Origin of the sequence: Bacillus sp. 17RED48 (assembly GCF_019837545.1) — a bacterium.
GTDB lineage: Bacteria > Bacillota > Bacilli > Bacillales > Bacillaceae_G > Bacillus_A > Bacillus_A wiedmannii.
This window is the reverse complement of sequence record NZ_JADAXG010000028.1, coordinates 1-13,081: the sequence shown is the minus strand read 5'-3', so window position 1 is coordinate 13,081 and position 13,081 is coordinate 1. Positions and strand designations below refer to the sequence as shown.

Sequence of the window (13,081 nt, the reverse complement as noted above, 5' to 3'; positions counted from 1 at the left end):
TCGAATCACCTTTGTAAACTTGATGTTTCAACGTTTCATAGATAGGGCTCCTACGTTTAAAAAGGTATACCTTTGTAAACGCTCGATTGCTTTTTTATTTTTCGAAGAGATATATCATTTACACATTTTTAAAAAAGTTCTATATTGAAACCCAAAATCGTTTCTGTATCATTTTTGAGGGGAGAATAAATTACTATTTCGTTATATAATGAATTAAAGAAATGAATAAGGAGAATATTTTATGTTTAGAGAAAAAAATAGTTGGAAGAACACAGTTATAAAATTAATAGCTTTTTCTGTAGTATTTGGTTTTGTATCAATCGTACTATATTTTGGTTTATTTACTGGTTTAGAAGGAATAAGTTCGTTCATTGCCAAAAGATTCAATATGAATACTAATGCTGAAATAATAAAATCTACAAATTCCGTCTTCGGTGCTATGTTAGTGGCAATGGCTACTTTTTATTGGAATTCCGCGAATAATGAAGATAAAGATAAAAATAAGCTTATAAAAAAGAAAGTTGTAAAGCTCCATATATTGAAAAGAAGGTTTGATAAAATTCATAAAAATATTGAAGATATTAATCGTTTCTTGTTAAATCAAAATTTAAATGTTGATTTAAAACAAATGTTTAAAAATAAATTTGATGAAATCAGAAAGATAGAAGATGAAGTTATTGAAATGATTGTTGAAATAGAAAATTTTGACTTGTATGAAAAAAGCAATTTGTTTTTTGAAACGATTTATACTGAGAGGTTTTTTGAAACAAAAAACGAGTTGAAAAATTATTTGATAAAATTAGATGGGAATATAAAAGAAGTAAATGAAATAGTATCTGTTGAATTAGCATCTTATCTAAATAAATAAGATTATGAATAATATCCAGTCTATAAAATACATAACAGCTTTTTAAATAAAGTATATTCTCTCATTTTTATGCATTTATGTCTCTAATTTTTAAAATTTCCCCGTAGAATTAAAGGTATAGGATTTTTCATAATAAAAAAGTTATTTGGATGTTTTTTCTAGTTATACAAAAAATTATAATAAACGTGAAGCCAAGCAAGAGGAAGGGAAGTATGATGTACTCTAATTGTTAAATTGATGAAAATTTCCTCTTGGGTAGAATAGTCAGGTTTTGGTTAAAAATGTAAATTAAATTATTATTGGAAATAGATACACAATTAATCAGATACAAAAAAAGTACCTATGAAAGTAGGTGCTTTTTTCTTAGTTATATAGAAATTCTAGGGAAAACATGCCTTAATTATCCAGAAAATACAAATAAGAAAAGCACCTATTCTTTAGGCGCTTTTATAAACTCATATGTATTTAAGTATTTCTCTGCTATACTTGGAACAAAGGGTCCCATGGTTTTAAAACTCTCTAAAGCGTCTTCTAAGGACATTTCCCAATTAACACAATGATCTAGACTCGTAACTCGATTTTTAAATGGAATATGTTTATATTTAATCCAATGAGAATTTTGTTCATCTCCTAATTCGAAATGCCCTGAAGGTGCTAATACAACTCCAATCCAATTTGTGGACTCATGCCAACTAGCGGCTTCATCTATGCCTGGTCCAATCATAATACTTCCTTCATAAGTATATGCACCATAAGCTGTTGCACCTCTAACAGGGATTTTCTTCTTAATAGATTCTGGTATGATGTGACTACATATTTTTGCGTGAATTGACAATGCTGCTTTGGCCTCTCCGGGCGTAAAAATTACAATTGTATCAGAAATACTTAAAACTTCAGTATCAATCCCCCTTAATACAGGATTGTTTTCTATTTCGATTCCCGTAATTTCTTCTGCAATTTCTTTTGTAAATTTGACTAGGGATTGCAAATTTCGAAGAGAGCTGGGGTCCTCTCGCCAAATCCCTTTCCAACCTAAAACATCTAAGAAAGTAACTGCTCCATCCTTCATATTCATATTATTTATACCCCTCGAAAATCCCTTTTGGTGAAGCTTTTTCACATGTATTTATCCATTCTGCCAACTCATTTAATGATGTTTGAACTTGTTCGCGATTTAATCCTTCTTCTTGAGCTTGATCCCATAACCACTCAAAATAGCCTGGTAATGATTCTGGATAATTAATCCCATCATGACTAAGAGAAGCATATAAAATAGGGCTCGCATCTTTCGCACAATCTCCTCTATGAGTCATGTGTTCAATATACCAACCTGTTTCTATCCTTTTAATAGTATATCTGTCTTGGCTGTTCCACCTTCTTGAATAAATTGGTATATAAAATGTCTCCCCAATTGTTTCATCAACAGGATCATCGTTGGCATGAACATTTTCTATGAATTTTAATAAATCTTCTACCGGATGTATATGCTTATAAAAATTTATATCATCTACTGGTATTCCTCTGTTTTCAATCATGTATCTATGATGTACTGGCTCATCTCCTTGGCCTTTTAAAGACATATGCAATTCATGGCCATACTTTGCCATGGCATTAAACAATTCCATTCTTTTCTCGTAGGTTATCTCTCTTTTACCTAATAAATCCGTTTTTAACGTTTCAAGATGTGATTCTAATTCTTTTTTTAATTCTAATTGCCTAGCATTTAAATTCACACCACTCATGAGTATCCCTCCTATAAAAGCTAGATATTTATAAATCTATTATTACATAATTATTTTCTTTTACAAAACCGATTATGGAAATATTTGAAGAAATAATTTTTCTAGCATGAGGGTTAAAAAAACTCATAAACATCTATGAAAGTAGATGCTTTTTTCTTTGTTATATAGAAATTACACATTAATTCATATTTAAGTTATTAAAAAAAGAAAAGGTGATGGGATGTTTTTTTGGTTACTGATGAGACGGATAGAGACCCTTTTGATTAATCAGTTATAGTATAAGAGTCATGCTGGTGACTTTAGAAAAATCCATATCTTAAGACACCCAACAAATCTGACGATGGACCCTCTTTATATCTATATAAAAAAATATACTTGATTATAATATGGGGAATTTTTTGAGATGTCATTTTATAAGTTTACTTTAAGAATAGTTTAACCCTATAATTTAAAATGGGAAATTAAAACATTTATAAGGATGTGTACGCTATGGGGAATGCTGATTTAATATTTTCCAAGTTAGAAAAAGAGGGATATGCTTATATACAAGAAATGATTGAAAATCAGCAAGAAGAAAACATTTTTCTCGATTTTAAACTTAAAACAGACCCAAAAACTTTTAAATTATCAGGTGATGATAGAAAAAATTATGGGAAAGCATTATCTGGTTTTTCAAATACATCTGGTGGAGTTATTATCTGGGGTGTAGAGGCAAAACCAACTCATGAAAAAATTGATGTGGCTTGTGATACGAAACCTATAACTAACGCAAAAGGGTTTCTTACAGAATTAAACGGCTTACTAAATTACGCACTTGTTCCAAACAATTTTGGCATAAAGAATATCTATATTCCTTTACCCAATGAGAGTACTAAAGGTTTTGTCGCTACTTATGTACCAGAAAGTAATTTACCTCCTCATCGTGCATTACTGAAATTAAATCAATATTTTATCAGATCTGGAGATAACTTTGTATTACTGGAACATGTTCATTTAGAAGATATGTTTGGCCGAAGACAAAAGCCGAATTTAGAAATTCATTATGAGATTATTCCTGGAGTTACTATCGGTGGAATTGAGGGTGAACGTAAATATAAAATTCCATATCGCAATAGGAATTCGTAATATCGGAAAATCTATTGCTAAATATCCAGCTATACGTTTAAAAGCACTTACTAAACTTTATGGTTTAGATGCATTTGGAGGACATATTGAATCTGGATTACCACAACTTTATCATCAAACGCATCTGGATAGAAAAAATAATGGATTCATGTTCGCTGGTGGCTCTAATGATATTATTCATCCGTACACACACATTCCAGTTATAACACTAACGGACAGTATAAATGAGCAATATCTAAACGGGCAAGAAAAATTTGATAATGAAGAAAACTTACATTTTATTTCTTATGAATTATTTGCTGAAAGTTGTGAACCGACTAAAGGTACAATTTCAGTTTCCTTAAAAGAAATTCAAAAAATATGTGGGTTTAATAATGAATAATAGGTAATCGATTAGACTAAAAATTTATCAAGGGCAGGTTAAGCGAAATGGGAAAACAAGGATTAAAAACTCCAAACAAAGCTTTCTATAAAAATATAATTCAAGAATTTTCACAGGTATATTGTATACCTAATGATTACTTTATTCCGTTGCAAAAATGTAGATTAAGTATTATGAGATTAAACGAATTAAAAAGTTATATTGAGAGCAATGTGTTTTTAGATAACGTAGACTGGGGGAACCAGTTTTTAAAAATAAACGGCTTGAACGCACAATTTCAAGATTTAGAAAGAAAAATTGGAATCCAAAATCAACCCTCTGAAATAATTGGTCGAGATGAAATATATGTAAAATATGTAAAAGAACATACGAGCAAAGAAATGTGTGAATCTATTTATGATTATCTATCTTTAAATGCAAAGGTAGAAGAACGTATTATGAAAATTTATGAGCGAGTAAATGAAGAATATCTAAAGAAAATTGAAAACCTTCAAAAAAGTATTAAAGAGGTGTCTATTGATTCTACAGTTGAGTTAGTAAAATTCAGTTCCTTTTTCACATCCTGTAGGGCAAAAAATATTAACAAAGTAAGTATTGATTCTGATAAATACATTACATATCAAATAAAATCCAATTCAGAAAACCTTAATAATTTAGATGTGGAAATAGAGTTTAAGATACAAGACAGATCATATAATATAAAAGTGTTATATAATCGGATGGTACACTATGAAGACAGTTTGTATAAACTTCTAGAATGTATAATAAATATTGACCAAAAAGAAAACACGTCCAAGCTAAATAAACGTCTATTAAGACTAACTTGGATATCAGTATTTTTTGTAATAACACAAACAATTATAGGGGTATGGGGGCTATTTAAATAACAATATAAACGATTTATATTTTGTTCTAAAAATGAGTAGTTTTACTTTAATTTTTACATACATGTAAATCTTCTTTTATGAATACCTCTTATGGGGAAAATATTGATTCTCTTTTAAATTATCAAATACTTAATAACTTATAACATAAAAAGAGCTCGTGATATATCTGTAATTACGCTTCAAAAGGTACACCCTTTCGATCATGTTTAAAGTTTATAAAGGGAAAATATGTTTTACAAAACATACAAAATGTTAAACTTATAAAAGCCATTAATATCATGTGCAAATGCTGATATCAATGGCTTTTGGTATAGATATGTAGCAATCAGTTTTACAAATTATAAAAAATATAAGCTCAGTTTTACTTTTCAACAGCAATATGTTCGTGAATTTATCTTTCTTGTCCCTCTGTTTGATTCGCTTGGAACTCCATTTTCAGCGCAATGCTATCTCCCTGGAACACATTTTGATCCGTACCATTGTCTTCAAAGGTAAATTTCATCCAGAACCAATCCATTTTCCCCGCTTTTAATCCACCTGTTTCTGACCATTTTGAAAGAAATATTTTCTGAGAAACAACTTCTGGATGTTGTGATTTCAATTCTGCTAAGGTTGTTTCATATACAGGACTTTTCTCTGGATCCCAATCCCAAAGAAATTGTACTTTAATGTGTTTACCAAAATCTTCAACACTATTATCTTTTTTTAAATCGTTCACAGTATAATCAACCTTCATCAGGACATCCTTGATATCCAACGTACCACTATTTTTTATATTGAATTTTTTTAATATTTTATCCCCAGGTTTTAAATTGTCTAGATTAAGAGATGTGGTAGGCTGCATAGCAAAATCTAATGTCCCTGCAGCAAATTTATTATTCGTTACCTCTTGATCGCTAAAATATGCATATGTTCCCCCACCGATCAAAGATAAACCAAGAGCGGCTGAAACCACTCCAACACCCGATTTCTTTTTCAATGACATTTTTTGTTCCTCCCATATGATTTTTATAATTTTTCTCCCTAATCCACCAACAAGATCCCCTTAATACAGATATAGCATAAACTGTAAAAATTTTATATTAAAATCCAAGTAATACTTATTGAGAAAATTATGTTGTTGCCTATCTTCCATAAATAAAAAGTCCCAAAAAGTAAAGTTTTTGGAATCCTAGCATTTACCAAACGTTTCAAACATAGTATTCTATGTTTATAGAGTCTCAAAAACTTATTCCAAAAGAGAGGTGTAATTTTGATACGTGGATATGCCAGAGTCAGTAGTAACGATCAAAATTTAGATACACAAATTGAAGCATTACAAAAATTCGGAGTAGAGATTATTTATCAAGAAAAAGTAAGTGGTGTATCTGAAAAACGACCCGAGTTAGCACGTTTACTTGATAATCTTCAAATAGGAGATACAGTTGTTGTAGCTCGCATGGATCGTTTGGCTAGAAGTTTAAAACACATGCTCGAGCTAGTTGAAGATTTGGAAAGAAGAAACGTTCATTTAGTTAGCCTAGACTATAATTTTGATACAAGGACAGCGACCGGGAAAATGTTATTTCACATTATTGGTGCTGTTGCTGAGTGGGAACGGGAGTTACTGAAAGAAAAACAAAAAGCTGGATTAGATATTGCAAAGAAAAAAGGCGTTCAGCTGGGGCGCCCTCGTAAGTATGGTAACAAACATGAAGGAATGGATCATGCAATTGAGTTGTATACAAAAGGGGAAAATACAATAAGAAAAATTTGTAATATTACACAAGTCAGCCGTTCAGCTTTATATCGTGAGATTAATAAACAAAATATCAATACTACAAACCAAGGAGAAAAATAAATGAAATTCAGATGTATTTTAAGTGATTTTGCAATTGCTAGTGTGTTATTTACAGGATGTTCAGCGACTCCTACTACAACGAGTTTAAAACCAGCAAATGCATCTGAACAAGTAGAGTACGTTTTAGAATTTCCTTCTTCAAGGTACCCACAAATAGGGGCCAAAAAAGAAAAGAAAGGCGTTTGGAGTAAAAGTGGCTATGTTGTAGAAAAAGGAAAAGAAACAGCCTATAATTATGAATAAGAAGAGTCCGTAAATTGTTAGTAAATACAAAGTTCTCCCTATTGGTTAACACATACATTCAACTTAGAAAGGATAGATTATCATGCCGCAAAAAATTACACTGACAGGAATGCCCAAAACAGAAGTTCGAGATTGTAATGCGTATTTATCGTTTGAAATGACAGAGAAAGGTGGTCCAACCGCCCCAAAAGGAATCCCCTTCAAAAGCACGGCTATCACATACACTGTTTTTGTAAGTAAAAAACAATTTAAAAACGTTGATATAGATTCACAAGGATTCAAAAATACTAAACTACTCGTACAAGGTGAACCTACGTTAGACGCTCCAATTGATGTATGCCCTGGAGAAATCGGTGTCATTTGTATGCAAATACAAGCATTGCCACCGAAAGTTGATAAACCAAAGACAGAAGAAAAACAACTAGAATTCTTACCAAATGGTACAGAAGCCGTTATCCCCCTAGACAAGATTGTATTGGAAGGAACATACCAAACTTCAGTTCCTAGACTAGAAAAGCAAGAAATTGTAGTACAATTCATTCAAAAAAACGGAAATATAGATAAACCGATCTTAATCGATAAAAAAACGAATATACTAAAAGATGAATTTAGTCGCTATTTTGTTGCAAGAAAAATGAAGCTACAAACAGTTCCAGTTTGCTATGCATAACAATATGTTCTCTTCATCACAAAAAAATTCAAAAAAACAGGAAAATACAACAACGAATATACAATTGAAATTATTGTTATCGGTTTTGTTCTATTAATACACAACCCTCTAAACATGTAAATATTTGGGGCTATCGCTGATTGGAAATTCCTTTTACAATATAGATAATAACATAAATAAAAGGTGGTATTTCATGAAAGCAACAGGGATTATTCGAAAAATAGATGAATTGGGCCGCATTGTTATCCCAAAAGAACTTAGACGAACTTTGTGTATTGAAGAAAAAAATCCAATGGTAATATTTGTGGAAGATGATCAAATTATTTTAAAAAAATATCAATCTCAACAGGCTTGTATAATTACAGATGAAATTTCAGACAGAAATGTTTCATTGGTGAATGGAAAGATTGTTTTGAGTCCAGAAGGCGCTAATCTTTTAATTAAGGAATTGCAGCAGTATCTTGTAAAATAGAGGGTAAATAGGGGGAATTTAAGCGGAATTTACTATTAGGCCTCACCATACATACCTATCAACTTAACAGAACAGGTTTCCCCAAAAAAAATAAAACATTGTACTTTATATATGAGAAAAAAGGATAGATAAAGCCATGATGCTATATCTATTCTTTTCTTTATTACAAATGCTTATGATTAGTACTCAGCATTAGAAATTCGTTCCGAAATCTTCGCCATTGACGAATGGAGTTCGGTAGGTGATAGTATGTCGCCAAGCCGAGCATACCAAAAACAAGGGAAATAATAGATATGCAATATAAAAAAATAATTAAAGGAGAAAATAATAAAAAAGAGAATATTGACTTATAATGTAGTTTGAACCCTTGATATATATATAAATATTATTGATATTTTGAAAAGCCCACATTAAATAAAGTTGAACATACAATAATGTACCTTTTATTCTACTAAAAATATTTTAAGAAGGAGAATAGATAGATACAAAAATTCCCAAAGTATTTTTTCGTTTTATTAGCACTATTCTATATAAAATAAGGGGAGCGATTTTTTATGATAATTAATTTTGATGACGATGTAAGATCTGTTTGGCATCAAACATTTAGTCATTCACCTTCATTTTTGAGAGTATTCAATTATGATATATCTAACCCAGTTATAATTCCAAAATCTGTTGAAATAGATCTTCCAGATTTAACTTTATTACGTTCATCTGTGCAAATTTTGGAAAATAATTCGAGTATACCTCAGACTAAATCTTTAAATCTTACTGATACAACAACTGATACATCTTCTACAGCTGTTACCAAGGGTGTAAAAACTACAACTGGTATAAAAGGAGGATTAAAATTTTCTGTTAAATTAGGAGTTTTATCAGCAGAAACTAGTGTTGAAGTATCTCTTAGTGTAGAAGCAAATTTTAGTACAACAACCACAAAAACAACCACAAAAACAACGACATGGACTGCAAATGATCCAATAACAGCTCCTCCTCGAACTAGAATAAAAGCAACACATTTAATTTATGGAGGGAAATTTTCAGTTCCTCTTACATTAAATGCTGATATTACTGGAGATCCAAATGCTTATGATGAATACCTTACAGTTAGTGGACCTTATCTAATAGCTGCTGGAAAATATAATAATGAAATAGGTGCTATACCTATTAGTAATATGTCTGGTAAAATGGATAATCGTTATAGAGCAACAGATCAACATGGTAAAATTGTATGGGTTGGAGATGCAATTACTGAAGTAGATTATGGTTTATATTCTACAGTTAGAATTGATGAAACACCTATATATGCTAATGAAGGAGAATCTAGAACTTATTATTTACCACCAAAATATATAAGTTCAAATTAATTTCTACTGGAATTATTAGAAGCGAATGTAAATATTATTTATCCATATTAACTATCTCGCATCAAAAACTAGAATAGAATCCCTTTTTTTATATTCTATATTACTGTCCCATTTCGAAAGTATTCCGGAAAAAAATTTTAGGGGGACAGACACATCGCTATCAAGCTAATAGGCTTAGTGACAGGGTGTCTGCTTTAATCCGCAGAATAATTCCCATTAAAAGTAAAATCCGATTACGTATTTTGAAGCATGCAGTATTTCATCAAAAGTCATTCAATTTTCTGCTGTTTATAAACATAAGTTATGACACCGAGCAATACCCTGCATTTACTGCATATAAAATTTAAGTTTTGAACCTACAGCGTAACTAGAGCATACCTGCAAAAAACACCTTTTTGTTTTATAATGGTATAAAATACATACGGTTCGCCAACTCAAAAACAGGAACAAAAAACTGCTTAAAAATAAAAAGAGCAATCTTTTCACAGAGATTGCTCTTTTTATGTCTCTCTTTCGATTTAGAAAACAGCTGTTTTATTTTAATAGGTTCACTACTTAAATCCCATTATTTTTGGTCCAATTATAAAGAATTTCACCTGTCGTTTTCAACCTATTAGGATCAGAATAATATACGAAGCTTAAATATATATCTCGTTTTAATTCTTCATATAGTTCAGGGCGTAAAATCCTTGTTTTATTATCATTAAATGGACTGCGTTCTTTTAATGATATACCATCTGCCTTTTTACCATTTCTCCTAACAGAATTACAATAAATTTTATTCGGGTCCTCCGAATCACTTCTACTAAGTGAATGTACCATAGCCGCTTCTTGATCTTTTGTTTTCTTTTCATTCACTTTCTTAGGAATACAAGTTGAAAATAAGTGTTTAAGTTGTTGGATTTTATCCCCAAGTTTTTCGCCACGCTCAATATTAAAATACTCTCTTAATGTTTTACCATCCACTAAAAAATCTTGTGAATTTGCTGGAACGAGTAGTTTGTCATTAACATCTCCTCGCCTTAAAAACTCTAGCTTTAATAGAGCATACTTAGGTTTTGCTTCGTCCTTAGTATATAATTTTACCAGCACGATAAACTCTTCCTGTTTATATTTAAATAAAAATGAGTCGATACACCATCCTTTTTCCTCCATATTCCTTTTTAAATCTTTCAAGTTACTAAAAATGGCCAACGTAATAAAACTCCTTTCACAAAATGTTGCATAGGATTAATTTAATTGTAATATTCTTTATATTCGGAAAAAAGATTCTCCTTTCGATCGCATCTCCTCAAGCGCAAAATAGCTCTTAAAACCAATGCAATTTATCTCCTAAAGGGGTATAGCCGAGATACTTTAAAGAAAAAAATTAGTCCATCTACATTAAGTGAAGAACAGAAAGAAGAGTTACAAAAAATGATTGAGGAAGGGTTAATTAAGTTCTTTTTAGCTCCAAATGGTACAAGAAAAGAATGGATTATTTCCAGAGATGCTATGTTTGTATGGTTTGGAGAACCACGAATTTCTAAAGAATGAAACCTTCTTTTTAGATTTGGATGGAAAGGTTTTCCCTTGTCTTTTGGGGTAGAGGTTGGCGAGTCGGTGGGGACGATACCCCACGGTTTGAAACGTCTCGTTACTATGAATGAAAAACAAAAGTTTAAGGCGAAAGTGAAGCGGTTCGGCTTGTATAATGTAGAGATCAAGCCGATAGAGATAACACTTGCTTTTAGCTCTTTAAGGAGAGTTATTTTATTATTGTTATTTTTCGAATATTCAAAACGGAATAATGGTATAATTGAGAGGAGAAATTGGGAGAGTAGTGTGTGGAGTTTTGGGTTAAAGACGGGTGAAAACGAAAGTAAGTAAAAGTGAGGGAGAACAGTGAAAAATCATGTCATCGTGAATGGTCAAATTCTCCAAACAAATAAGAAGTGGTCACACCTTAAACAAGGTCAGAAAAATTCGATCGCTGGATGGTTAAAAGCAGAATATCAGCAATTTATAGAAGTGTATCTTCGAAAACCAAAGCGGTATGAAGAGGAATATATAATAGATAGCGTGATGGAACAAATCAATAATCATAAGATTTTGATTCCATATCAAGAAGTGAAAACGTATTTTACAAACAAAAAAGGAAATTGGTATCGTAAATTAGAAAGTGAATTTGAAAACAGACGAAAAGAAGATTAGAGCGGTATGAAGAAACAATATGATGCCAGGAGGACTGTTCAATGAAAACTAAATTACAAACTTCTCAACAGGTAAAATCTAGGGATATGCTATCTTTACAGGAACAATTGCTACAAGAGGCGTTTCAAAAGCGGCAGAATATCACATTGATTCTGTTAAAAGGATTGCATGTAAAAGGAAGGATAAGAGGATTTGATACTTATTCTGTTTTAATAGAATTTGAAGGAAAGCAACAGCTTGTATATAAACATGCAATCTCCACGATTCGCTTTTAAAATAAAACAGTAGCATGAATCCTAATGATTTCATGCTACTAAAGAAGGAAAAAAGAAATGAGGAGGAAAAGAAGATGACAAATGTTTTCCATATGGAACCGAACGAATTTGAACGTATTTCAGAAATATTAAGTGTATTGGCACATCCTGTCCGTCTACGAATTGTACATCAATTACTAAAGAAAAAGACTTTAAATGTTTCTGAATTACAACGGTATCTCTCCATGGCACAATCGACTGTTTCGCAACATCTTAGTAAGTTAAAAATACATAAAGTCGTAGCATATGAACGAAAAGGATTAGAAGTATTTTATCGAGTGGATGATGAAAAGGTGAAACAAATACTCAAGATACTTACATGTTAAACACATGGATTTGTTTATATGGCTAGTAATATGTACTTATACAAATAATAGATAGAGAAGGGAGTGCTTCTATGAATAAAATTTCACAATATAATTATATAACAGTGAAAGAACTTATTTTTATCCATGCCTATGTAACGGGGGAAGAAATTCCAGATCGGCAAGCATTACAGATTCTAAAACAGTTGGCTCCTGAAGAAATACCAGGCACAATCAAACAAAGCCGTCGGTATTGTATAAGGAAAAATGGAGAAGATCTTTTCGAATACTATAGAAAAAAACAGCCGAAATTATTTGATAAACAAAAATTATACACGTATGAAGAGTTGAAACATCGAGCGGAGTATTATTGTTCCTCTTATTTGATGGTTCACCTCTAATTTAGATGGTCCACTCCTTGTACATTTTTATAAATAGATAAAATTACTACTTACTTTGCGGAGAAGGTAAAAACGAACTCTCAAATTCTCTTCTAACGAAAGAAAAAGATAAGATTAATACATTCACCCTAGAAAAGGTAAAAACAATAAGTGAAAGATAACACGGACGTTTAAAGAAACAGAGCAAAATCCCCCCTAGTAGAAAGGGAGATATACCTATGTAGATGGGGAAAAACATATAATTTCACGTACCCAACTAATTAATAAAAAAA

The 13,081-nt window shown here is 31.2% G+C and carries 19 protein-coding genes; 15 read left to right on the top strand and 4 right to left on the bottom strand.

From position 1 onward, the window contains the following. Positions 1-241: 241 nt before the first annotated feature. On the top strand, positions 242-868 hold the full coding sequence (locus ILT06_RS31890; RefSeq protein WP_172805477.1) for a hypothetical protein: 627 nt from the start codon (positions 242-244) through the stop codon (positions 866-868). 430 nt (positions 869-1,298) lie between these two features. On the opposite strand, the gene ILT06_RS31885 is transcribed toward ILT06_RS31890, so the two are convergent. Both ILT06_RS31885 and ILT06_RS31880 read right to left on the bottom strand, forming a co-directional pair. After that, complete coding sequence (locus tag ILT06_RS31885; protein WP_235634836.1) at positions 1,299-1,943, bottom strand: hypothetical protein; 645 nt, start codon at positions 1,941-1,943, stop codon at positions 1,299-1,301. Position 1,944: 1 nt separating this feature from the next. After that, positions 1,945-2,610, bottom strand: coding sequence for a hypothetical protein (locus tag ILT06_RS31880; protein ID WP_085313421.1), 666 nt, complete (start codon positions 2,608-2,610; stop codon positions 1,945-1,947). A gap of 489 nt (positions 2,611-3,099) precedes the next feature. On the opposite strand from ILT06_RS31880, the gene ILT06_RS31875 reads away from it, so the two are divergent. Genes ILT06_RS31875 through ILT06_RS31865 form a run of 3 tightly spaced genes read left to right on the top strand, consistent with a single transcriptional unit; the run spans position 3,100 to position 5,004 of the window. Then, positions 3,100-3,735 carry an AlbA family DNA-binding domain-containing protein gene (locus tag ILT06_RS31875; protein WP_085313420.1) on the top strand — a complete coding sequence of 212 codons (636 nt, stop codon included), beginning with the start codon at positions 3,100-3,102 and terminating at the stop codon, positions 3,733-3,735. Beyond that, positions 3,692-4,117 carry a hypothetical protein gene (locus ILT06_RS31870; protein WP_085313419.1) on the top strand — a complete coding sequence of 142 codons (426 nt, stop codon included), beginning with the start codon at positions 3,692-3,694 and terminating at the stop codon, positions 4,115-4,117. The genes ILT06_RS31875 and ILT06_RS31870 overlap by 44 nt, the downstream gene beginning before the upstream one ends. Positions 4,118-4,164: 47 nt before the next feature. Continuing rightward, positions 4,165-5,004: a hypothetical protein gene (locus ILT06_RS31865; RefSeq protein WP_222655977.1), complete on the top strand. Its 840-nt coding sequence runs from the start codon at positions 4,165-4,167 to the stop codon at positions 5,002-5,004. Positions 5,005-5,395: 391 nt separating this feature from the next. Here ILT06_RS31865 and ILT06_RS31860 read toward each other — a convergent pair whose 3' ends face one another. Next, complete coding sequence (locus ILT06_RS31860; RefSeq protein WP_222655976.1) at positions 5,396-5,989, bottom strand: TasA family protein; 594 nt, start codon at positions 5,987-5,989, stop codon at positions 5,396-5,398. Between the two features lie 267 nt (positions 5,990-6,256). Between ILT06_RS31860 and ILT06_RS31855 the strand changes: the two genes are divergently transcribed. The 5 genes from ILT06_RS31855 (at position 6,257) to ILT06_RS31835 (ending at position 9,596) form a co-directional block, all read left to right on the top strand. Further along, positions 6,257-6,844 carry a recombinase family protein gene (locus ILT06_RS31855; RefSeq protein WP_222655975.1) on the top strand — a complete coding sequence of 196 codons (588 nt, stop codon included), beginning with the start codon at positions 6,257-6,259 and terminating at the stop codon, positions 6,842-6,844. Beyond that, positions 6,845-7,087, top strand: coding sequence for a hypothetical protein (locus ILT06_RS31850; protein WP_085313415.1), 243 nt, complete (start codon positions 6,845-6,847; stop codon positions 7,085-7,087). It abuts the gene before it with no gap. An 82-nt stretch (positions 7,088-7,169) separates the two neighbouring features. Then, the gene (locus tag ILT06_RS31845) at positions 7,170-7,757 is read left to right on the top strand and encodes a ParB N-terminal domain-containing protein (RefSeq protein ID WP_172805476.1); all 588 of its coding nucleotides are present in this window, start codon (positions 7,170-7,172) and stop codon (positions 7,755-7,757) included. A 193-nt stretch (positions 7,758-7,950) separates the two neighbouring features. Beyond that, complete coding sequence (locus ILT06_RS31840; protein ID WP_222655974.1) at positions 7,951-8,229, top strand: AbrB/MazE/SpoVT family DNA-binding domain-containing protein; 279 nt, start codon at positions 7,951-7,953, stop codon at positions 8,227-8,229. 554 nt (positions 8,230-8,783) lie between these two features. Further along, positions 8,784-9,596, top strand: coding sequence for an ETX/MTX2 family pore-forming toxin (locus ILT06_RS31835; RefSeq protein ID WP_222655973.1), 813 nt, complete (start codon positions 8,784-8,786; stop codon positions 9,594-9,596). Positions 9,597-10,151: 555 nt separating this feature from the next. On the opposite strand, the gene ILT06_RS31830 is transcribed toward ILT06_RS31835, so the two are convergent. After that, complete coding sequence (locus ILT06_RS31830) at positions 10,152-10,790, bottom strand: DUF6037 family protein (protein WP_222655972.1); 639 nt, start codon at positions 10,788-10,790, stop codon at positions 10,152-10,154. A gap of 108 nt (positions 10,791-10,898) precedes the next feature. Between ILT06_RS31830 and ILT06_RS31825 the strand changes: the two genes are divergently transcribed. The 6 genes from ILT06_RS31825 to ILT06_RS31800 all read left to right on the top strand — a co-directional run bounded on the left by ILT06_RS31825 (position 10,899) and on the right by ILT06_RS31800 (position 12,809). Then, positions 10,899-11,132: a DNA-binding protein gene (locus ILT06_RS31825; protein WP_222655978.1), complete on the top strand. Its 234-nt coding sequence runs from the start codon at positions 10,899-10,901 to the stop codon at positions 11,130-11,132. A gap of 105 nt (positions 11,133-11,237) precedes the next feature. Then, the gene (locus ILT06_RS31820; RefSeq protein ID WP_222655971.1) at positions 11,238-11,465 is read left to right on the top strand and encodes a hypothetical protein; all 228 of its coding nucleotides are present in this window, start codon (positions 11,238-11,240) and stop codon (positions 11,463-11,465) included. 15 nt (positions 11,466-11,480) lie between these two features. Then, the gene (locus ILT06_RS31815) at positions 11,481-11,789 is read left to right on the top strand and encodes a transposase (protein WP_222655970.1); all 309 of its coding nucleotides are present in this window, start codon (positions 11,481-11,483) and stop codon (positions 11,787-11,789) included. Between the two features lie 41 nt (positions 11,790-11,830). Further along, positions 11,831-12,064, top strand: coding sequence for an RNA chaperone Hfq (gene hfq, locus ILT06_RS31810; RefSeq protein WP_085313408.1), 234 nt, complete (start codon positions 11,831-11,833; stop codon positions 12,062-12,064). Positions 12,065-12,138: 74 nt separating this feature from the next. After that, positions 12,139-12,429: an ArsR/SmtB family transcription factor gene (locus tag ILT06_RS31805; protein ID WP_222655969.1), complete on the top strand. Its 291-nt coding sequence runs from the start codon at positions 12,139-12,141 to the stop codon at positions 12,427-12,429. Positions 12,430-12,500: 71 nt separating this feature from the next. Further along, complete coding sequence (locus ILT06_RS31800; RefSeq protein WP_222655968.1) at positions 12,501-12,809, top strand: hypothetical protein; 309 nt, start codon at positions 12,501-12,503, stop codon at positions 12,807-12,809. Positions 12,810-13,081 lie beyond the last annotated feature (272 nt).